Below are 20,700 nucleotides of genomic sequence, written 5' to 3' on the forward strand. Positions count from 1 at the left end.
TCATGCGCCTCAAATGCATCAGGCTGGCCGGGTTCAAATCGTTCGTCGACCCGACGACGGTGAACTTCCCCAGCAACATGGCGGCCGTGGTCGGCCCCAATGGATGCGGCAAATCCAACATCATCGACGCGGTGCGCTGGGTCATGGGCGAAAGCTCGGCCAAGAACCTGCGCGGCGAGTCGATGACCGACGTCATCTTTAATGGCTCCACCAGCCGCAAACCGGTGAGCCAGGCGAGCATCGAGCTGGTTTTCGATAACTCCGACGGCACCCTGGTCGGCGAATACGCCAGCTACGCGGAAATTTCCATCCGCCGCAAAGTGACCCGCGACAGCCAGAACAGCTATTACCTCAACGGCACCAAATGCCGTCGCCGCGACATCACCGACATCTTTCTCGGCACCGGCCTGGGCCCACGCAGCTACTCGATCATCGAGCAGGGCATGATCTCCAAGCTGATCGAAGCCAAGCCCGAAGACCTGCGCAATTTCATCGAAGAAGCCGCCGGCATCTCCAAGTACAAGGAGCGCCGTCGCGACACCGAAAACCGCATCCGCCGCACCCACGAGAACCTGGCGCGCCTGACCGATTTGCGCGAAGAACTGGGTCGGCAGCTGGAGCGTCTGCAGCGTCAGGCCCAGGCCGCCGAGAAGTATCAGGAATATAAAGCCGAAGAGCGTCAGCTCAAGGCGCAGCTGTCGGCGTTGCGCTGGCAGGCGCTGAACGAGCAGGTCGCGCAGCGCGAATCGGTGATCGGCAATCAGGAGGTCGGCTTCGAGTCATTGGTCGCCGACCAGCGCAGCGCCGACGCCGCCATTGAGCGCCTGCGCGACGGTCATCACGACCTGTCCGAGCGATTCAACCTGGTGCAGGGGCGTTTCTACTCCGTGGGCGGCGACATCGCCCGGGTCGAGCAGAGCATTCAGCACGGTCAGCAACGCTTGCGGCAGTTGCAGGACGACCTGCGCGAAGCCGAGCGTGCGCGCCTGGAAACCGAATCCCACCTGGGTCACGACCGCACGCTGCTGGCGACCCTCGGCGAAGAGCTGGAAATGCTCGAGCCGGAGCAGGAGATCACCCTCGCCGCCGCCGAAGAATCTGCCGCCGCGCTGGAAGACGCCGAAACCGCCATGCATGGCTGGCAGGAACAGTGGGACGCCTTCAACCTCACGTCCGCCGAACCCCGGCGGCAGGCGGAAGTGCAGCAGTCGCGCATCCAGCAGCTGGAAACCAGCCTGGAACGACTGGCCGAGCGTCAGCGGCGTTTGGGCGAAGAGCGTCAATTACTCGCGGCGGACCCCGAAGACGCCACAATTCTCGAGCTCAGCGAAGACCTCGCCGCGCGGGAAATGGCCTTTGAAGAACTGACCGCCGAAGAAGAACACCTGATCGAGCGCCTTGAGCAACTGCGCGTCGATCTGCAACAGGCCACCCAATCGCAACAACAGGCCCAAGGCGATCTGCAGCGGTTGAACGGCCGGCTTGCGTCGCTGGAAGCCCTGCAACAGGCGGCACTCGATCCCGGCACCGGCACCGCCGAGTGGCTGCGCGACCATCAACTGAGCGAGCGTCCGCGTCTGGCCGAAGGGCTGCGGGTCGAGGCCGGCTGGGAAATGGCCGTGGAAACCGTGCTGGGCGCCGACCTTAATGCGGTGCTGGTGGACGATTTCGCCGGGCTCGATCTGGCCGGATTCAGTCAGGGCGACTTGCGTCTGGTAAAGGCTGGCGCGGACGTCACGCGCATCCCCGGCAGCCTGCTGGACAAGGTCGACACGCAGATCGATCTGACCCACTGGCTGGGTCAGGTCAAACCCGTTGAAACCCTCGACGACGCACTGTCGCTGCGCGGCCAACTGGGCGCCGGTGAGAGCCTGATCAGCCGCGACGGCTACTGGGTCGGTCGGGATTTTCTCCGTGTGCGCCGCGCCAGCGAGGCCGAAAGCGGCGTGCTGGCGCGGGGTCAAGAATTGCAGCGTCTGGAAGCCGAGCGCGAAGAGCGGGAGGCGACCCTCGCCGCGCTGGATGAGCAACTGTCGACCCAGCGCGAACAGCAACGCACCCAGGAAGACAATCGCGAGCAATTGCGCCGCCGCTTGCAGGACGAAGCCCGTCAGCAGAGCGAGCTCAAGGCGCAGTTGTCCGCCGCCAAAGCCAAGGTCGAGCAGTTGACCCTGCGCCGCACCCGGCTCGACGAAGAATTGACCGAGCTCGCCGAACAGCGGGCCATGGAGCAGGAAACCCTCGGCGAGTCCCGCCTGCAATTGCAGGACGCCCTCGACAGCATGGCGCTGGACACTGAACAGCGCGAGTTGCTGCTGGCCCAGCGCGACAGCCTGCGCGAGCGCCTGGACCGGGTGCGTCAGGAAGCACGCCAGCATAAGGATCACGCCAATCAGTTGGCCGTGCGCCTGGGTTCGCTGCGTGCGCAGCATGATTCCACGCGCCGGGCCCTGGAGCGGCTGGAGATGCAATCCGAGCGCCTGACCGAGAAGCGCGAGCAGCTGAGCCTGAACCTGGAGGAGGGCGCCGCGCCGCTTGAAGAACTGCGCATGAAGCTCGAAGAGCTGCTGGAAAAGCGCATGGTCGTCGACGAAGAGATGCGCACCGCCAAGAACGCCCTGGAAGACGCCGACCGCGAACTGCGCGAGGCCGAGAAGCGTCGCAACCAGGCCGAGCAGCAATCGGCGCTGTTGCGTGGGCAACTGGAACAGCAGCGCCTGGAATGGCAGACCTTGACCGTAAGACGCAAGGCGCTTCAGGAGCAATTGCACGAAGACGGCTACGACCTGGATGGCGTGCTGGCGACCCTGACCGCCGAAGCCAACGAGAAAGACGCCGAAGAAGAACTGGAACGCATCGCCGCGCGGATTCAGCGTCTGGGCGCCATCAACCTCGCGGCGATCGACGAGTATCAGCAGCAGTCCGAACGCAAACGCTATCTGGACGCCCAGGACGCCGATCTGGTCGAAGCGCTGGACACGCTAGAGAGCGTCATCCGCAAAATCGACAAGGAAACCCGTAACCGCTTCAAAGAGACCTTTGATCAGATAAACAGCGGAATTCAGGCACTTTTTCCAAAAGTTTTCGGTGGCGGCAGCGCTTATTTGGAACTGACGGGCGAAGATTTACTCGATACAGGGGTGACGATCATGGCGCGTCCTCCCGGCAAGAAAAACAGCACGATCCATTTGCTGTCCGGGGGTGAGAAAGCCCTGACCGCGCTGGCGCTGGTTTTTGCCATCTTCAAACTCAACCCTGCGCCGTTCTGCATGCTCGATGAAGTCGATGCGCCGCTGGACGACGCCAACGTGGGGCGCTACGCCCGGTTGGTCAAAGAGATGTCCCAGACCGTGCAGTTCATCTACATCACCCACAACAAGATCGCCATGGAAATGGCTGACCAGTTGATGGGCGTCACCATGCACGAACCGGGCTGTTCGAGGCTGGTGGCGGTGGACGTAGAGGAGGCAATGGCGCTGGTGGAGTCATAGCGGGATGCGCAGTTGATCGCGTGGCGATCATGCAGATTTGCAGGGAAAAGTGGCGCACGGGCGTCCAGTACAGGAACCACCGCCGCAGCGTGACAGATGCTTGTGACCTGCCAGATGTAACAGACGGTGTAAAGTTGCCTTTGGTCGTGCTAGCTTAATGTCCACTTTTCCATTTCGCGTGGGTAAAAGGCCATTCAGAACATAGAGTTGGCTCCACGTTTTAAAGGGGTTTGACGCCCTTAATTTTCAGAATTTTATTAGAGGCACGGGACTACATGGAAATCGGTCTGCGAGAGTGGCTGATCGTCATCGGCATTATTGTCATTGCCGGTATTCTGTTTGACGGCTGGCGCCGTATGCGCGGCGGCAAGGGCAAATTGAAATTCAGACTGGACCGCAGCTTATCCAACCTGCCGGACGACGACGAACCGACGTCCGCCGAAGTGTTGGGCCCTGCGCGCGTTCTGGACACCCATAAAGAACCGAAACTCGACGAGCACGATCTGCCGACGATGAGTGCAGCGCCCCGCGAGCGCGCCGATCGTGAACCGCGACGCGGCAAGCGCAAGGACGAGCCGCACCAGGGCGACCTGAACCTGAGCGCCGGCCCTGACCTGTTCAGTGCCCGCGACGACGATTTCCCGGACGACAAGCCGAACCAGCGCATCACCGAAGACAAGGACCTGCCGCCGGTTGAAGAAGTGCTGGTGATCAGTGTGATCTCCCGGGACGAAAGCGGCTTCAAAGGTCCGGCGCTGTTGCAGAACATTCTGGAAAGCGGTCTGCGCTTTGGCGAAATGGACATTTTCCACCGTCACGAGAGCATGGCCGGCAACGGCGAAGTGCTGTTCTCGATGGCCAATGCGGTCAAGCCGGGCGTGTTCGATCTGGACGATATCGACCACTTCAGCACCCGTGCGGTGAGCTTCTTCCTGGGTCTGCCAGGGCCGCGTCATCCGAAGCAGGCGTTTGATGTCATGGTCGCCGCCGCTCGCAAACTGGCCCATGAGCTGAATGGTGAATTGAAAGACGATCAGCGCAGCGTCATGACCGCGCAGACCATCGAGCACTACCGTCAGCGCATCGTCGAGTTCGAACGTCGCGCCCTGACCCAGCGTCGCTGATTGGCGCTCCCACAGATTCAAGCATCACCAAATGAGCAGCTTCGGCTGCTCTTTTGCATTTCGAGAACACACCTATGAAAGTCGCCGAAACCCGCATCCTTGAACTGCGCGCTGAGCTGGATCAGCACAACTACCGCTATCACGTCCTCGACGAGCCGAGCATCCCGGACGTCGAGTACGATCGGCTGTTCCACGAGCTCAAAGCGTTGGAGGCGGAGAACCCGCATCTGGTGACACCGGACTCGCCGACCCAGCGGGTGGGCAGTGCGGCGCTGTCGGCGTTCACCCAGGTGCGCCACGAAATCCCCATGCTGAGCCTGGGCAACGCCTTCGAAGAAACCGACATGCTCGAGTTCGATCGTCGGGTCAACGAAGGCCTGGACCTGCCGGCCGCCTCGAAGAAGGTGGAATACAGCTGCGAGCCGAAACTCGACGGCCTGGCGGTGAGCCTGCTCTATCAGAACGGCGCGCTGGTTCGCGGCGCAACCCGAGGCGATGGCACCACCGGCGAAGACATCAGCGTCAACGTGCGTACGGTGCGCAATATCCCGCTGAAGCTGCACGGCAAAGGCTGGCCGGACACCCTCGAAGTGCGCGGCGAAGTGTTCATGTCCAAGGCCGGCTTCGAGCGTCTGAACGCCAGCCAGCTTGAAGTGGGTGGCAAGACCTTCGCCAACCCGCGCAACGCGGCCGCCGGCAGCCTGCGCCAGCTGGATTCGAAAATCACCGCCAACCGCCCGCTGGAATTCTGCTGCTATGGCATCGGCCAGGTGTCCCATGACATCGCCGACACCCACACCGGCAACCTCCAGCAGCTGAAAGAGTGGGGCATGCCGATCAGCCGCGAGATGAAAATCGCCCACGGCATCGAAGACTGCCTGAAGTACTACCACGACATCGGCGAGAAACGTCTGTCTTTGCCGTACGAAATCGACGGCGTGGTGTTCAAGGTGAACAGCATTGCCGCCCAGCGCGAGCTGGGTTTCCGCGCCCGCGAACCGCGCTGGGCCATTGCCCACAAATTCCCGGCCATGGAGGAACTCACCGAGCTGCTGGACGTGGAATTCCAGGTCGGCCGCACCGGCGCGGTCACGCCGGTCGCCCGTTTGAAGCCGGTAAAAGTCGCCGGTGTGACCGTCGCCAACGCGACGCTGCACAACATGGACGAAGTGGCGCGTCTGGGCCTGATGATCGGCGACACGGTGATCATCCGCCGCGCGGGCGACGTGATCCCGCAAGTGGTGCAGGTGGTGCAGGAGCGCCGCCCGAAAGACGCGCGTACCGTCGAGATCCCGCAGACTTGCCCGGTGTGCGGCTCCCAGGTCGAGCGCACGCAACTGATCAAGCGCAGCAAGGGCAAGGAAACCATCAGCGAAGGCGCCGTGTATCGCTGCGTCGGCCGTCTGGCCTGTGGCGCGCAACTCAAACAAGCGATCATCCATTACGTCTCGCGCCGGGCGATGGACATCGAGGGCCTGGGCGACAAGACCATCGAGCAACTGGTGGACGAGAAACTCATCGGCTCGCCCGCCGATCTGTACAAGCTGACGTACGAGCAGATTATCGATCTGGAGGGTTTTGCCGAGATCTCCAGCAAGAAGCTGCTCAAAGCCATTGATGACAGCAAGAAACCGACGCTGGCGCGTTTCATTTACGCGCTGGGCATTCCAGACGTGGGCGAGGAGACGGCCAAGGTGTTGGCGCGGTCGTTGGGCTCGCTGGATCGGGTGGTTGTGGCGCTGCCGGAGGTGCTGACGTATCTGCCGGACGTGGGTCTGGAAGTCGCCCATGAGATTCACAGTTTCTTCGAGGACGAGCACAACCAGAACGTGATCGGCGCGTTGCTCGGCGAATGCCAGATGGAGCTGCAGGACACGGGCGATCTGGGCGCGGAGTTCGCGGCGAGCGCGACCCTGGGCGGCATGCTGGACAAGTTGAATATTCCGTCGGTGGGGCCGGGTGCGGCGCAGAAGCTGGCGGACAAGTTCGGCACCCTTGAGGCGGTCGTCAAGGCGGACTGGCTGGATATGCGGCAGACGCTGCCGGAGAAGCAGGCGCAGGCGGTGAGGGCGTTTTTCGATGTCCCGGAGCATGCGCAGCGTGCGTTGGCGATCGAGCAGCAGCTGAAGGATTTCGGCATGCACTGGCAGAGCGAGAAGAAGGTGGTGGAGGGCTTGCCGCTGGCCGGGCAGACGTGGGTCCTGACCGGTTCGCTGGAGTTGATGAGCCGGGACGTGGCGAAGGAGAAGCTGGAGGGGCTGGGCGCGAAGGTGTCCGGTTCGGTCTCGGCGAAGACCCACACGGTGGTGGCCGGGCCGGGGGCGGGCTCGAAGTTGACCAAGGCCAATGAGCTGGGGCTGAAGGTGCTCGACGAAGAGGCGTTTGTGGGGTTCCTGAAGCAACATGGCGTTGAAGTGGGCTGAGGATTGCGCTTGGGATTGGGGCCATATCCATTATTAGTGTGTGCTGGAATTATGGTTCCGCCCTTACGGCGGGTCACTTTTTCCAAGAGCCGAAAAAGTAACCAAAAAGGCCCTGCTCCTGGTTGGGCCCTTCCTTCGTCAGGGTTCCTTCACTCCGGCCTCGCTCCGTGGGCCCGCGCCGAACGGACATCCATGTCCTGACGGCGCTCTCGCCGCATCCATGCGGCTCGGGCCACTCCGCGAGACCTGCGTTCAGCCTGCACCCAAGTCGCGATTTGCGGTGTTTGAGCCATTTGCGTATGAATATCAAAAGCGCTTCAAAGCAGATCAACAGCTTCCCGGCTAAAGCCGGTCCCACAGTCGGAGCTGGTCCCACTGACGGCACACGGTGCCTTGTAGGACCGGCTTCAGCCGGGAAGAGGCCAGTTCAGGCACCGACATTTTTGCTGATAGCACCGCCCTCCCTGTGGGAGCGAGCTTGCTCGCGAATGCTTTATCCAACACGCCAGATATCCGATGGATGTACCGGCCCCTTCGTGAGCAAGCTCACTCCCACAAGTCCTCAGCGTTTGATCTTCCCTCAATCCGCGCTTGATCTGCTTCTGATCTGCTTTTGATCTTCATGCACAAAAATCCCAGACACCGCCAAACGCGACTTGGGTGCAGGCCGAACGCAGACGACGCGGAGTGGGCCGAGCGGCATGGATGCCGCGAGAGCGCCGCTAGGACATGGATGTCCGTTCGGCGCGGGCCCACGGAGCGTCGTCGGAGTGAGGGAACCCGACGAAGTCGGGCCCAACCGAGAGCAAGCACCCTTGGTTACTTGGGGTGCTTTTCCAAGTAACTCGCCGAAGGCGAAATGCCCGCCGTTAGGCGGGTCCCCGGATCTGGACCTGAGTGAAGTAGTCCCGCCGATAAGCGGGACCCAAGCGTAAGAAAATCCCACGGAACCCCCGTCATCCTTGACGATCTAGTGCTTGCAGCCCCATCAGGATATCGCCATGTTCCAGTTCTTCGAGCAACTCAGCACACGGATCGCGGCGCCATTCGCCGGCGAAAGCAAGCGCAACAGCAAGGTCTGGCAGTGCCATTGCGGGCAGTCGGTGTTTTTCCGCAACAGCCAGTGCCTGGCGTGTTCGGCGGCCCTGGGTTATCTGCCCGAGCAGAGCAAAATCGCCGCGCTGGAACCGGGCCCCGAAGCGCAAACCTGGCGTCTCAGCGACGAGCCCCAGGCCGGGCTCTACCGTCGTTGCGCCAATCTGAACACCGCGGCGGCCTGCAACTGGATATTCCCGGCGCTGAACGCCGGCGACTTCTGCATCGCCTGTAGCCTCAACAAGACCATCCCTGACCTGTCGGTGCCGGAAAACCCCGAGCGCTGGGGCAAGATCGAGACCGCCAAGCGTCGGCTGGTGGCGCAGTTGATCACCCTAGGCCTTCAGCTCATCCCGAAAAGCGTGGATGAAGAACGCGGGCTGGCCTTCGAATTCCTCGGCGTCGACCTGGAAGGCAACCTGCCAACCACCGGCCACGCCAGTGGCTTGATCACCCTCAACGTGGAAGAAGCGGACGACGCCATTCGTGAGAAGGTTCGCGTGCAGATGCACGAACCCTACCGCACGCTGCTTGGACACTTTCGTCATGAAGTGGGGCATTACTACTGGGATCGTCTGATCGCCGACACTTACTGGCAGGACGGATTCCGTAACCTGTTCGGCGATGACCGTGCCAGCTACGCCGACGCCCTTGATCATCACTACCAGAACGGCGCGCCGGCCGACTGGCAGCAGAGTTTCGTCAGCGCCTACGCGACCATGCACCCGTGGGAAGACTGGGCCGAAACCTGGGCGCATTACCTGCACATGATGGACGCCGTCGACACCGCACTCAGCCTGGGCATGAGCGCTCGGGACATGGACCTCGACTACCAGCCGTTCCCCCTGGAAACCTTGTACGACCCTCAGCATCCGGGCGGGCCGGCGTTCCTGGCGTTTGTCAATGCGTGGATCGAACTGGCCGGCATGCTCAACGAGTTGTCCCGTGCCATGGGGCAGGCGGATTTTTATCCGTTCGTGTTGCCGCCAGCCGTCATCACCAAGCTGCATTTCATCCATTTGGTCATACAAGGCGCGGGCGGCAAGGCCGATGAGGTCCTGCAAGTGCAGTAGCACACTCATGTGAGTGCGTGAAAAAAAGCGATCCGTACGAAGCGGTGAAAGGGATTCACCGCTTGTCCGCGACCCCTGCACACCGCAAAAAGCGGTGCTATTTTCCCTATACATATCGTTTTGATACTACTGGCGAAGCGGTTGGCGAAGCGGTCTAGAAGGGATTTCAGTTATGGCCACCAGTGCTCCACTGCCCAAAAACGAGCGTTCCCGGCTTTCACGCATCACCCACATGGGGCTCATCGATGCGACGGCTGACGATGTGCTCGACCACATCGTCTCGATGGTGACCCATTATTTCCAGGTCCCCATCGCCCTCGTTTCCATCGTCAGTGAGCACCGCCAGTGGTTTCGGGCACGGGCAGGCCTTGAAGAGCGCGAGACGCCGCGCGATATCGCTTTCTGTGCCTACACCATCCTCAGCCATGAGGCGTTTCAGGTTCCTGACGCGATGCTTGACGCGCGCTTCAGCGATAACCCGCTAGTGACCGGGGAGCCCCACATCCGCTTTTATGCCGGCGTGCCCTTGGTGACCGCCGATGGTCTTGCCCTCGGCACGCTGTGCATCATTGACACCACGCCCCGGCCGCAACTTGATCCGCGCGACCAGGCCATGCTGGAAATGTACGGCGAGTTGGTGATGAAGCGCCTTAATAACCTGCGCAGTGCCAGCTTCGTCGATCAGCCCACGGGTTTGTTCAATCGCCTGCGTCTTGAGGAGGATCTGGAGGCGTTGCACGATCGCCGCAAATACGCGCTGGTCGCGCTGGACATGGTCGCACCGGCGTTCCTCGACAGCATCGTCAAGGCGCTGGGCTACAGCTTTGCCCAGGAGCTGGTGCGCTGCATGATCGATAACTGCCGCAGCCAGTTGCCTGCCGACACCGCGCTGTACAAAGTCAGCCCCACGCGCATCGCGCTGATCACCCGTCATGCCCGCCCCGAGCAGGCCGAGAGGGTGTTTCGGCAGTTGCTCGAGCATTTTCGTCAGCCGCTGATCTGCCGCAATATTCCCATTCAGATGGACGTCGGCATCGGTGTGCTGCCATTGGGCCTGGACCGCTGCGATGAGCGCGACTGGATTCGGCTGGTGGTCAGCGCGGCGGACGAAGCCCGGGGCAAATCGACGGGCTGGCGTTGGTACGAGCCCCATCTGGACTTCGCTCAGCAACGAGCCTTTCTACTATTGGCCGCGCTGGCCGAGGCGGTGCGCAGCCCGGATCAACTGTCGCTGGTGTATCAGCCGAGGCTGGAAGTGGCGACCGGCCGTATTGTGACCGTCGAAGCGCTGCTGCGTTGGCAACATCCCATGCTGGGCCCGATCAGCCCAATGGAATTCATTCCCCTGGCGGAAAAGACCGCGCTGATTCGCTCCCTCAGCCTGTGGGTGCTGAAAAAGGCCGTTGCGCAAGCGGCGATCTGGCAGGCCCAGGGCTATGCCTTCAAAGTGGCGATGAACGTATCGGCGATCGACCTCGCGAACTCATCGTTCAGCGACGCGCTGTTCGAGCACTTGTCAGTCAGCGGTCTTGACCCGAGCGGCTTCGAGCTTGAATTCACCGAAAGCGCCTTGTGCGACAACCCTGAAGTGACCCGCCTGCAGCTGGAGCGCCTGCGTGGATTGAACATCGACATCGCCATCGATGACTTCGGCACCGGTTACAGCAACTGGACCTACCTGCGGCAACTGCCGGCCACCACGGTCAAGCTCGACAAGTCGCTGGTGGAAAACATTGACAGCAATGACAAGGACCGCGGCCTGGTAGAAGCCATCGTCGACCTGGCAAAGCGCCTTGGTTATCGCGTCGTCGCGGAAGGCGCGGAAACCGAAGGCGTCTACGAAATTCTCTGCGAACTGGGCTGCCACGAAGTGCAAGGCTTCCTCGTCGCGCGGCCCATGACCGTCACCGCCCTCGAGCACTGGATGAACGTCGAGCGCCGCCGCAAGGTTCGGCAGCTGCGATCACTGGCCCATTGAGCGTTACAGCGTGAGCAGCATCAGCCGCTCAAAGCTGTCGTAAGCCGCATCGCTTTCGGGCAAATCCTGCCAACCCAGCGCCAGGTACAGCTGGCGCGCCGGGTGATTGCCGGCCTCCACGGCCAGCATCAATTGCTCCGTGTCTGGCCATAACGCTCGCGCCAACCCCGGCAGCGCGCGCAGGCACCGCTTGCCCAGTCCTAACCCCTGAAACCCTTCATCAATCATCAGCGCGTGCAATGTGGTGGTGATGCGCGGGCGGTCACGTGCCCAGTCCGGCAGCAGTGACCTGCGCTTGAGGACGAAAAAGCCCCGGGGGATGTCGTCGATCAGCAGCACGAAGCCTTGCCGGTCGACGACGGGACGTGCAGTGAGCGTGTGCAGACCGCCATGAATGTCGCCGACGTGACGGATCTGCTCGGGCAGCAGCTCGATCTCCAGCAACTGGCGCTGTTGCGTGGGGGAGAGGGATTCGTATGGGGTGAGCGCGAAGTGCATCGATGATTCCTGTGTCTTGCGCCCCGGCGGGGCCGGGCAGGGGGCGAGCCACTTGCTGGAGGGAGGTGAAAATGCAGGCGCCATTGTGCCGCATTCAGCCCCTCCGCCGCTGCATCGCGCAGGCGGCGAGGGGCTGACGACGCTCAAAATCTTAATCTGAAACAAGAGGTTGTAACTTCGCGCGAGACCGGTACAATGGCGCGGCTCGCCACTGGCGAGCGTCGTTATGGTGACCCCATCGGTCCCCCCGCAACGATTACCCGTGAACCTGGTCAGAGCCGGAAGGCAGCAGCCACAGCGGGAACATTGTGTGCCGGGGTGTGGCTGGTGGGGTTGCCTCCATAACGAACTCTTGTCGCAATGACGAGTGTGATCATCAGCATCCCTCCTGGCTCGATCCTTTCAACTTTCTCAAACCTGTCACCGTCTTGCTCGCAAAATGCTGCGTGGCTTAACGTTGTCATTTTCTTATCGCGTGCCTGACCTGATATCGCGGTCTACGGTGGAAACCCTTGCTGCAGATCTGGCGCAATGACGTCAAAGCCATAAGCCAATCGCCCCGACAGACCCAAATAAATCTGCCCTCCATTTGGATCAATACGATAGTCTTCGCACCATTGTCGATACGGACACCTGACTGGAACGCGATTGATGGCCCCTGATGACTATCTGGTAATGAGCAGCGCGGAGTGGGCGGGGCTGCGTGCCAGTACGCCATTGACGTTGTCCGAAGAAGACCTCGCCGCATTGCGAGGCGTGAATGAGGACATCTCGCTGGAGGATGTCGCCAACATCTACCTGCCGTTGTCGCGCCTGATCAATCTGCACGTCAGCGCTGCACGCAACCTCGACAGCATCAAGGACACCTTTCTCGGACGCCCCGCCAAACGTCAGACCTATGTGGTGGCGGTGGCGGGCAGCGTCGCGGTGGGCAAAAGTACGTTCGCCCGGGTGCTGCAGGCGCTGATGGCGCGCTGGCCGGATCATCCCCGGGTGGACCTGATCACCACCGATGGCTTTCTGCACCCCAACGCCCGGCTCGTCGCCGACGGCATCATGCACCGCAAGGGTTTTCCGGAAAGCTACGATCGCAAGCGCATGGTCAAGTTTCTCTCGGACCTGAAGGCCGGCACGCCGGAAATCACCGCCCCGGTCTATTCCCACATCAGCTACGACATCGTCCCGGACCAGTTCTTCAAGGTCAGCCAGCCCGACATCCTGATTTTTGAAGGGCTGAATGTGTTGCAGACCGAGGGCAATGACGGGCAGAAGCCGGGCAGCATCGTCTCGGACTTCTTCGATTTCTCGATCTATCTGGACGCCGAAGAAGGTGACATCGAGCGCTGGTACGTTGAGCGCTTTCTGATGCTGCAACGCACCGCGTTTCGCGCGCGAGGCGCCTACTTCCGCGAGCTGGCCGACCTGCCGCCGGAGAAATCCCCTGATGCGGCGCGCAAAATCTGGCACGACATCAACCGTCCCAATCTGCTGGAAAACATCCTGCCGACCCGCGAGCGCGCCAGCCTTGTGGTGCGTAAGGCGTCGGATCATTCGGTGAAGGAACTGTGGCTACGCTGATGAGGAAGTCCATCGCGGCCGCGTCGGCGTTATTCGCGTTGTGCGTCAGCGCTGGCGCTCTGGCGGACGGCAACAAGTTGCTGCTTGAATGCCAGGACGGGGTCAACAGCATGAGCGGCGCCGTGGCGCAGAACGGCGTGGGTGTCGGCCATTGCGTCGGGGTGCTGCAAGCGACGATGGACACCCTGGACCTGTTCCACGAAGCGGGCGGATTGCCCCGACTGGTGTGCGTGCCCGAAGGCGGTATTCCGATGATTCAGTCGATGCGCATCATTGTGCAGTCCTTGCAGGCGCATCCCGAGAGTCTGCATCTGAATGAGTCCGTGCTGGTTGTCGCGGCGTTGAAAAACGCGTTTCCCTGCCAGTAACCCTCACGTTTTGCGCTAGCCTTTGCTTGATCCAGACGAGATGCTCCGGGTCGACCTGTGCCGCCGCGTCTGCGACGGCCTTCAGCAAGGATGCCGACGATGCGGATCAACGCACTGATTGTGTTACTGCTTACCGGTCTCGTGGCCGCGACATACGGTTTCGGGATCTACCTCTTTGCCCAACTGGTGCCGGACATGCGCGCCAGCCTGGGCTTCGACATCGCTTACGTGGGCACCATCACCGCAGCGGGGCAGGCCGGGTTTCTCGCCAGTGCGTTGCTGGCGGCATGGCTGACGCCTCGTGTTGGCGGCGGTTGGGTGATTTCCGGATCGGGCGCCGTGTGTGCGCTGGCCTTGCTGCTTATGCCCCTGGCACAGAACGTGGTGCTGATCGGTCTGTTGCTGACGATTCTGGCCGGCACGGCGGCGACGGTATTCGTGCCGATGGTCGACGTGATCGCGCGCGCCGTGCCCTACAAATACCGCGGCATGGCCATGGGGCTGGTGTCGAGCGGCACCAGTTACGGCGTGTTCATCAACAGCCTGCTGGTGCCGTTTTATGCGCCCCAGGGCGAGTGGCGCACGGTGTGGTGGATCGTTGGGCTGATCACGGTCGTGCTGGCCGTCGGCGTGTTTCTGGTCTTCAAACGTGCGCTGCTCTTTATTCGCAACGATGAAAGTGCCAGTGATGGCGCGCCACGTGGAGGCGTTCTGCGTGAGGCGCTGCAGGGCTGGGTGTACGCAGTCTGGTCGATGAATTTTCTGATCGGCTTCTCGACCTTTCCGTTTCAGAACTATCTGTCGTCCTACTTGCGCACAGAGCTGCATTTCGGCGTCGAGTACACCGCGCAGATCTGGGCCAGCATCGGTTTCGTCGGCATGTTCAGCGGCCTGGCGCTCGGCGCGTTGTCGGACCGCATCGGCCTGCGGGCGGCGATGTTGCTGGTGTACGTCTGCGTGGCGACGGCGGCGTTGATTCTGGTCATCGCGCCGACCGGCTACTGGCCGCTCGTGGCAGGCGTCGTGTTCGCCGTGGCCTTCTACCCGATCTTCGGACTGATCCCGGCGTACGTGTCGAAGATGGCGTCCCGTGCGGCGCTGGCCGTGACCATCTTCGGCATCGCCAACATCATGCAAGGCGTCGGCGGCATGCTCGGAAATTACTGCGCCGGGCTATTGGCGAGCGTCAGCGGTTCGTTCGTTGCGGTGTATGGGGTGATTGCGGGGGTCGCGGTGGTGCTGGCGGTGCTAACGGTTTGCTTGCCGAACGAGCCCGGCGGTCGGCAGGCGGCTTGATTACATATAAGATCAGCCCACCTGCCAGCGATGGTTGCGCGCGCGGCTACACTGGAACGAGCTACACCGGAAACTGCAGCGCGTTGCTCAGATCACCCATCGGCGTTTGACCCCGTGCCGCCATGGCGTTGTCGCGCTCGGTCAATCCTTCCAGTTTCTCCAGACCATGCACCCGCGTAATCAGACGCAGGATCGAGGCAGTGTCGTACACCGTGTGGTCGACCGTGCCCTTGCGCGCGAACGGTGAGATGACAATCGCCGGCACCCGCGTGCCCGGTCCCCAGCGATCGCCCTTCGGCGGCGCGACGTGGTCCCACCAGCCGCCGTTTTCATCGACGGTGATGACGATCACCATGTTTTTCCACTGCGGGCTGTTGCGCAGCACTTTGATGGCGCGATCGATATGTCGATCACCTGCAGCCACGTCGGCGTAACCGGCGTGCATGTTGAGGTTGCCCTGGGGTTTGTAGAAGGTCACCGCGGGCAGCTTGCCGGCCTCGGCGTCGGCGAGGAATTTATTGGTGCTGGATTCATCCCCCAGGCCACCGTCGCGCAGTCGCTTCTTGCGCTCTGCCGGATTGTCCGGCCCTTGCTGTTTGAAGTAGTTGAACGGCTGGTGGTGGTACTGGAAATTCGGAATCTTCGGAATGCCGGTCGAATCCTTGTACTCGTCCAGCGTCACCTGCCAGGCGCCGGCGTACCAGGCCCAGTCGACGTTCTTCTTCGACAGCTTGTCGCCGATGTGGTCATGGGTTTGCGGCACCAGCACGTTGGCCAGCCCCGGCTGCGAATAATCCGGTTTCTCCTTGTCCCGCAGCCAGGTCGGCCAGTAGGGCGGGGCCATGGTGTTGACGCCGTAACCGTCCGGCGTCAACGCGCTCGGGCCGAATTGCGGCGGGCCGTTCATGGCGCTGGCGGGTGATTTCTCCAGCGGTTTGAGCCGGTAGTCCAGCGGATCGCTGCTTTCCAGCTCCGCGATCTGTGACTTGGCGGGGGAGTTCGCCGCGTCCGGGTAGAAGGGCGCCCGGGCCGAGATCAGGTACTGGTGGTTGAGAAACGAGCCGCCGAAAGCGCCCTGGAAAAAGTTGTCACAGAGCACGAACTCTTTGGCGACGTCCCACAGGCGCAGGGAATATTGGGTCTGGGCGTAGTAGCCCATGGTCAGGCCGCCGGAATCCGCCCAGGCAACGAAAGCGTCGTTCTTGCCGCCGTTGATCTGCATCTGGTTCTGGTAGAACACGTGCCACAGGTCGCGGGTAACGACGCTCAGGGGCAGGTCTTCGCCGCTCGGGCCTTTGAGGGGGAAGGGCGCGTTGGGCAGGTTTTCCTGATACTGCACGCCCGTCGCGTAGGTGACGCCGTCGACGCTTTGCGGGCCGATCTGGCAGACGCCCCCCCAGCACTGGGGCAGGCTGTCGAGGACCTTGCCGTCACGGTCGCGCTGGCGGTATTGCTCGGGTTTCACGGCTGAAAGCGGGTGCTCAACGCCCGGGAAATTGGCGAACAGGTTATTAAAGCTGCGGTTCTCGCCGTAGATCACCACGATGGTTTTGATGTTGTCCTGCAGCGCTTTGTCCAGCGCCGGGCCGGTCAACAGGGTGTCCGTCGCAGGCTTGCCTTCAGGGGCTGCTTCGGCCGCGCCCACCACACCGCTGAGGGTCGCGCCGGCGCCCAGTACCGCGACGCCGCTGAGGAAGCGTCGACGGCTGCCATCCACCGGTGTCTGGGGGGCCGAAGCCTGTGCGGGATCTTCCGGTTTCTTGGTCATGGCGGGCGCTCGCAGGTCGAGTTGTTACAACATGTGTCGCCGGAGCCTAGCGAGGGAATATGACGGGATTGCTACAGCGATAGGCGACATCAAATTTGTGGCGTGCCATCTAATGCCTTCCCGGCTAAAGCCGGTCCCACTGAGTGCGCGCGATCTTTTAGTGGGACCGGCTTTAGCCGGGAAGAGGCCAGTGTGTACGCCATCAGTTTTGCGGTGTGTCACATGACGCTTTCCCGGCTAAAGCCGGTCCTACAATCGGCGCCAGCCCCACAATCGAAGGTTGCAGCCGTTCCACAATCGAAAAGCGGCGCAGCCTCAATACGGGTCGTCGGGGTTGCCCGAATGCACCTGATACCGCTCGACAATCCGCTCGATCTCCCCGGACATCTTCATCCTCAGCAGCGTGCGCATGATGCGTTGCGCGGGTACGCTCGGGTCGTTGCGGGCGACGCAACCCACCGGCTGTTCATCGATGATCCACACGGCCCTGAGTTTCTCGTCGGCTTTCTGGTCGCGGTTGTACCAGTCCAGCGACCACTGGGTGTCCACGGCGTATCGGTAGCGATGGGCCGAGAGCTTTTGCAGGACCTGCTCCTGGAGTCTGGCGTCTTCGCGGATCAAATCGCGCGTGGCGAACAGTGGGTCCAGCACCGGGTAGGCATAGCCCAGCACGGTGCCGATGTGATCGCCGAGAATAGCGCTCAACTGAAAGGGTGCGGTGTCGTAGGCGCTGCCCACCAGCACGTTGCGCTGGGTCAGCAGTGGCAGGCTCCAGGTGTAGTCGCCCGACATGTCCGGCAACCAGGACTGCGCGGCGTAACAGCGCACATCGACGTCACCGCGCTCGGTCGCCGCCTGCACCCGAAGCCGTGGATACACGCGATATTCGGCAGTCTGGCCGATCTGCCGGGCCAGGCTTTCCATGATGTCGAAAAGAATGCCGGTCTCAGGTCCGTCGGGACCCACTTGCATCAGCGGCATCGACCAACTGTCGGCCACGGCGAAACGCAGGGGCGGGCCTTGCGCCGCAGCAGGTGCGCTCAGTAACTCCACGGCGCCCAAAAGTCCCAAGCCACTCACCCACACTCGCATCCGGATCCCTCGAAGTAACAGTGCGACGCTTCAAGCCTGCTGTGTCTTCGGAATCCAGGTGCGGAACCTTATGGGGGAACCATCTCGCGGAGCCGTCTTGCGGAGCCAGGCCAGCCATAATAAAGCGATAAGCGTCGGACACCAGATGCAATTTTGCCCCTGCTCCGCTAGCATTGGCGGTCTTCCGCAACCCAGTCGCGACGGTTTTCAATGAGTTATCAGGTTCTTGCACGTAAATGGCGTCCGCGCTCGTTCCGCGAAATGGTCGGCCAGACCCATGTGCTCAAGGCCCTGATCAACGCGCTGGACAGCCAGCGCCTGCACCACGCCTATTTATTCACGGGCACAAGGGGGGTCGGCAAGACCACCATCGCGCGGATCATCGCCAAGTGCCTGAACTGTGAAACCGGTATCACTTCAACGCCCTGTGGCGAATGCTCGGTGTGCCGCGAGATCGATGAAGGCCGCTTTGTCGACCTGATCGAGATCGACGCCGCCAGCCGCACCAAGGTCGAGGACACCCGCGAGCTGCTCGACAACGTGCAATACGCACCCAGTCGCGGCCGCTTCAAGGTCTACCTGATCGACGAAGTGCACATGCTCTCCAGCCACTCGTTCAATGCGTTGCTCAAAACGCTGGAAGAGCCGCCGCCCTACGTCAAGTTCATCCTTGCCACCACCGATCCGCAGAAGCTGCCGGCGACCATTCTGTCCCGCTGCCTGCAGTTCTCCCTGAAAAACATGACGCCCGAGCGTGTGGTCGAGCATTTGACCCACGTCCTTGGCGTGGAAAACGTTCCGTTCGAAGACGACGCGCTGTGGCTGCTGGGCCGCGCCGCCGATGGCTCGATGCGTGACGCCATGAGCCTCACCGATCAGGCGATTGCCTTTGGGGAAGGCAAAGTGCTGGCGGCCGATGTGCGCGCCATGCTCGGTACGCTGGATCACGGCCAGGTGTTCGACGTGCTGGCTGCGTTGATCGAGGGCGATGCCCGCTCGCTGCTTGAAGCCGTGCGCCATCTGGCCGAACAGGGCCCTGACTGGAGCGGCGTGCTCTCGGAGATTCTCAACGTGTTGCACCGGGTCGCCATCGCCCAGGCGCTGCCTGAAGGGGTGGACAATGGCCATGGCGATCGTGATCGCGTACTGGCTCTGGCCCAGTCATTGCCCGCCGAAGACGTGCAGTTCTATTACCAGATGGGCCTGATCGGTCGCCGCGATTTGCCGCTGGCGCCGGACCCCCGTGGCGGGTTCGAGATGGTGCTGCTGCGCATGCTGGCGTTCCGGCCCGCAGACGCCGACAACGCGCCGACGCAGCCGTTAAAGTCAGTGGGGATCAACCCGGCCACGGTTGATTCCCGGACAGCGGTGGCGAGTTCAGCATCCGCAGCACCCAACCCCATCACCGCCCGGTCGCCAGCGCCTGTTATCGACAAGCCTGCTCCGGTGGCCGTGCCCGACGCTCAACCTGCGAAGGCAAAGGCTGAGGAAGAGATCGACCTGCCCTGGAACGAGCCGAAGGTCGCGCCGCCAGCCCCTGCTGCCGAGCCCGAGGCAGAGCCTGAACCAGAGCCGTCTGCGCAGCCCGCTTCCGAATCCGTCGCCGAGATTCCCGAGCCCGTCCTCGACATTGTCGCCGAGCAGCCTGGCTTGACGCCAATGCCGGTGCCGGTCCCCGCGAGCCCTGTGCCGGAAGCGCCCGAAGTCGAGTCGTCAGAACAACGGCAAGCCGCCGCCGACGCCGTGACATTGCAGATGATCGAGCACGTGCCCGACGCGACGCCTTACGTGCCGGCGCCCATGGACCGCGACGACGAGCCGCCGCCCGATGACGACTACAACGAGCCGGACATCGACATCGACCCGGCGTCGTTCGCTTATCTTGACGACCTGGCCCACGAAGCGGTCGAAGCGGTGGAGAAGGAGCCCGAGCTGTTGCCGGCCGCCAAGCCCGCCACCGGGCTGGCAGCCGACTGGCTTGAGCTGTTCCCGAAACTGCCGATTTCCGGCATGACCGGCAGCATCGCCGCCAACTGCACGCTGATTTCGGTGGAGGGCGACAACTGGCTGCTGCACCTGGATCCGGCCCACAGCGCGCTGTTCAACTCGACGCAGCAGCGCCGTCTGAACGACGCGCTGAACCAATACCATGAACGCACCCTCAACCTGAGTATCGAACTGATCAAGCCCGAGCAGGAAACCCCGGCTCAGGCAGCGGCGCGTCGGCGTGCCGATCGGCAGAAGCAGGCCGAGGCGGCGATTCACGGCGATCCGTTCATTCAGCAGATGATGCAGCAGTTCGGTGCGTCCATTCGCGAGGACACGATTGTGCCGGTGGATGCGCCGGCGCAGGCGCCGGTCTAGATGCTGATTCAGGACCAATGATTTCCGGGGGCGCTAAGCTGATGGGGCGCCCCGATTGTTCAACGACTTTCTATCCAATGACTTCCGAGGAGTAACTCCCATGATGAAAGGTGGCATGGCAGGCCTGATGAAGCAGGCTCAGCAGATGCAGGAAAAAATGGCCAAGATGCAGGAAGAGCTGGCCAACGCTGAAGTGACGGGCCAATCCGGCGCCGGTCTGGTCAGCGTGGTCATGACCGGGCGTCATGACGTCAAGCGCGTCAGCCTGGACGACAGCCTGATGCAGGAAGAGAAGGAAATTCTCGAAGACCTGATCGCTGCAGCCGTCAACGACGCCGTGCGCAAGATCGAAGCGGCCAGCCAGGAGAAGACCGCCAGCATGACCGCCGGCATGCAGCTGCCCCCGGGCATGAAACTGCCGTTCTGATCGGGCGGCTGTTGTGACATCCGAATGCCAGGCCCTCGTGCCTGGCATTTTTGTGTGGGGACGGCGCCAGGGCCGTCCCGGATTACGCGCGTCATATGGAGCCCCACATCCGACCGAACCCGTCC

General features: G+C 62.2%; 13 protein-coding genes and 1 other RNA gene. 11 read left to right on the forward strand and 3 right to left on the reverse strand.

Going from position 1 to position 20,700, the window contains the following annotated elements:
• Nucleotides 1-2: 2 nt before the first annotated feature.
• The 5 genes from smc to ABEH28_RS00755 all read left to right on the forward strand — a co-directional run bounded on the left by smc (nt 3) and on the right by ABEH28_RS00755 (nt 11,184).
• Complete coding sequence (gene smc, locus ABEH28_RS00735) at nt 3-3,491, forward strand: chromosome segregation protein SMC (protein WP_346628782.1); 3,489 nt, start codon at nt 3-5, stop codon at nt 3,489-3,491.
• Between the two features lie 275 nt (nt 3,492-3,766).
• Entirely contained in the window at nt 3,767-4,615 is an 849-nt protein-coding gene (gene zipA / locus ABEH28_RS00740; RefSeq protein WP_192174196.1) for a cell division protein ZipA, read from the forward strand.
• Nucleotides 4,616-4,689: 74 nt separating this feature from the next.
• Nucleotides 4,690-7,038, forward strand: a complete 2,349-nt coding sequence (gene ligA / locus ABEH28_RS00745) for an NAD-dependent DNA ligase LigA (protein WP_346628783.1) — start codon at nt 4,690-4,692, stop codon at nt 7,036-7,038.
• Nucleotides 7,039-8,039: 1,001 nt separating this feature from the next.
• A complete protein-coding gene (locus tag ABEH28_RS00750) occupies nt 8,040-9,206 on the forward strand; it encodes a putative zinc-binding metallopeptidase (RefSeq protein WP_346628784.1) in 1,167 nt (388 codons plus the stop codon).
• A gap of 172 nt (nt 9,207-9,378) precedes the next feature.
• The gene (locus ABEH28_RS00755; protein WP_346626686.1) at nt 9,379-11,184 is read left to right on the forward strand and encodes an EAL domain-containing protein; all 1,806 of its coding nucleotides are present in this window, start codon (nt 9,379-9,381) and stop codon (nt 11,182-11,184) included.
• Nucleotides 11,185-11,187: 3 nt separating this feature from the next.
• Here the strand turns inward: ABEH28_RS00755 and ABEH28_RS00760 are convergent, their stop codons facing one another.
• Nucleotides 11,188-11,682, reverse strand: a complete 495-nt coding sequence (locus ABEH28_RS00760; protein WP_346628785.1) for a GNAT family N-acetyltransferase — start codon at nt 11,680-11,682, stop codon at nt 11,188-11,190.
• Between the two features lie 236 nt (nt 11,683-11,918).
• On the opposite strand from ABEH28_RS00760, the gene ffs reads away from it, so the two are divergent.
• The 4 genes from ffs (at nt 11,919) to ABEH28_RS00780 (ending at nt 14,924) form a co-directional block, all read left to right on the forward strand.
• An RNA gene (gene ffs / locus ABEH28_RS00765) (signal recognition particle sRNA small type) lies at nt 11,919-12,015 on the forward strand.
• A gap of 318 nt (nt 12,016-12,333) precedes the next feature.
• Complete coding sequence (gene coaA, locus ABEH28_RS00770; RefSeq protein WP_074889248.1) at nt 12,334-13,260, forward strand: type I pantothenate kinase; 927 nt, start codon at nt 12,334-12,336, stop codon at nt 13,258-13,260.
• A complete protein-coding gene (locus tag ABEH28_RS00775) occupies nt 13,260-13,628 on the forward strand; it encodes a Rap1a/Tai family immunity protein (protein WP_346628786.1) in 369 nt (122 codons plus the stop codon). Before coaA ends, ABEH28_RS00775 begins: the two co-directional genes overlap by 1 nt.
• Nucleotides 13,629-13,727: 99 nt before the next feature.
• Entirely contained in the window at nt 13,728-14,924 is a 1,197-nt protein-coding gene (locus ABEH28_RS00780) for an MFS transporter (protein WP_346628787.1), read from the forward strand.
• A 61-nt stretch (nt 14,925-14,985) separates the two neighbouring features.
• On the opposite strand, the gene acpA is transcribed toward ABEH28_RS00780, so the two are convergent.
• The gene (gene acpA, locus ABEH28_RS00785) at nt 14,986-16,692 is read right to left on the reverse strand and encodes an acid phosphatase (RefSeq protein ID WP_346628788.1); all 1,707 of its coding nucleotides are present in this window, start codon (nt 16,690-16,692) and stop codon (nt 14,986-14,988) included.
• 315 nt (nt 16,693-17,007) lie between these two features.
• Nucleotides 17,008-17,784: an ABC transporter substrate-binding protein gene (locus ABEH28_RS00790; protein WP_282372538.1), complete on the reverse strand. Its 777-nt coding sequence runs from the start codon at nt 17,782-17,784 to the stop codon at nt 17,008-17,010.
• 210 nt (nt 17,785-17,994) lie between these two features.
• Here ABEH28_RS00790 and dnaX point away from each other — a divergent pair, with 210 nt between their 5' ends.
• Together dnaX and ABEH28_RS00800 are read left to right on the forward strand one after the other, a co-directional pair.
• Complete coding sequence (dnaX, locus tag ABEH28_RS00795) at nt 17,995-20,148, forward strand: DNA polymerase III subunit gamma/tau (protein WP_346628789.1); 2,154 nt, start codon at nt 17,995-17,997, stop codon at nt 20,146-20,148.
• A 100-nt stretch (nt 20,149-20,248) separates the two neighbouring features.
• A complete protein-coding gene (locus tag ABEH28_RS00800; protein WP_037011416.1) occupies nt 20,249-20,575 on the forward strand; it encodes a YbaB/EbfC family nucleoid-associated protein in 327 nt (108 codons plus the stop codon).
• The last annotated feature ends 125 nt before the right edge of the window (nt 20,576-20,700 follow it).

Origin of the sequence: Pseudomonas sp. Ps21-P2 (assembly GCF_039672565.1) — a bacterium.
GTDB lineage: Bacteria > Pseudomonadota > Gammaproteobacteria > Pseudomonadales > Pseudomonadaceae > Aquipseudomonas.

Excerpts from the sequence above, each read along its gene's own strand:
- ligA (WP_346628783.1), top strand. The coding sequence starts at position 4,690 with ATGAAAGTCGCCGAAACCCGCATCCTTGAACTGCGCGCTGAGCTGGAT.
- ABEH28_RS00775 (WP_346628786.1), top strand. The coding sequence starts at position 13,260 with ATGAGGAAGTCCATCGCGGCCGCGTCGGCGTTATTCGCGTTGTGCGTC.
- ABEH28_RS00750 (WP_346628784.1), top strand. The coding sequence starts at position 8,040 with ATGTTCCAGTTCTTCGAGCAACTCAGCACACGGATCGCGGCGCCATTC.
- ABEH28_RS00800 (WP_037011416.1), top strand. The coding sequence starts at position 20,249 with ATGATGAAAGGTGGCATGGCAGGCCTGATGAAGCAGGCTCAGCAGATG.
- ABEH28_RS00780 (WP_346628787.1), top strand. The coding sequence starts at position 13,728 with ATGCGGATCAACGCACTGATTGTGTTACTGCTTACCGGTCTCGTGGCC.
- ABEH28_RS00790 (WP_282372538.1), bottom strand. The coding sequence starts at position 17,784 with ATGCGAGTGTGGGTGAGTGGCTTGGGACTTTTGGGCGCCGTGGAGTTA.
- smc (WP_346628782.1), top strand. The coding sequence starts at position 3 with ATGCGCCTCAAATGCATCAGGCTGGCCGGGTTCAAATCGTTCGTCGAC.
- coaA (WP_074889248.1), top strand. The coding sequence starts at position 12,334 with ATGGCCCCTGATGACTATCTGGTAATGAGCAGCGCGGAGTGGGCGGGG.
- acpA (WP_346628788.1), bottom strand. The coding sequence starts at position 16,692 with ATGACCAAGAAACCGGAAGATCCCGCACAGGCTTCGGCCCCCCAGACA.
- dnaX (WP_346628789.1), top strand. The coding sequence starts at position 17,995 with ATGAGTTATCAGGTTCTTGCACGTAAATGGCGTCCGCGCTCGTTCCGC.
- zipA (WP_192174196.1), top strand. The coding sequence starts at position 3,767 with ATGGAAATCGGTCTGCGAGAGTGGCTGATCGTCATCGGCATTATTGTC.
- ABEH28_RS00755 (WP_346626686.1), top strand. The coding sequence starts at position 9,379 with ATGGCCACCAGTGCTCCACTGCCCAAAAACGAGCGTTCCCGGCTTTCA.
- ABEH28_RS00760 (WP_346628785.1), bottom strand. The coding sequence starts at position 11,682 with ATGCACTTCGCGCTCACCCCATACGAATCCCTCTCCCCCACGCAACAG.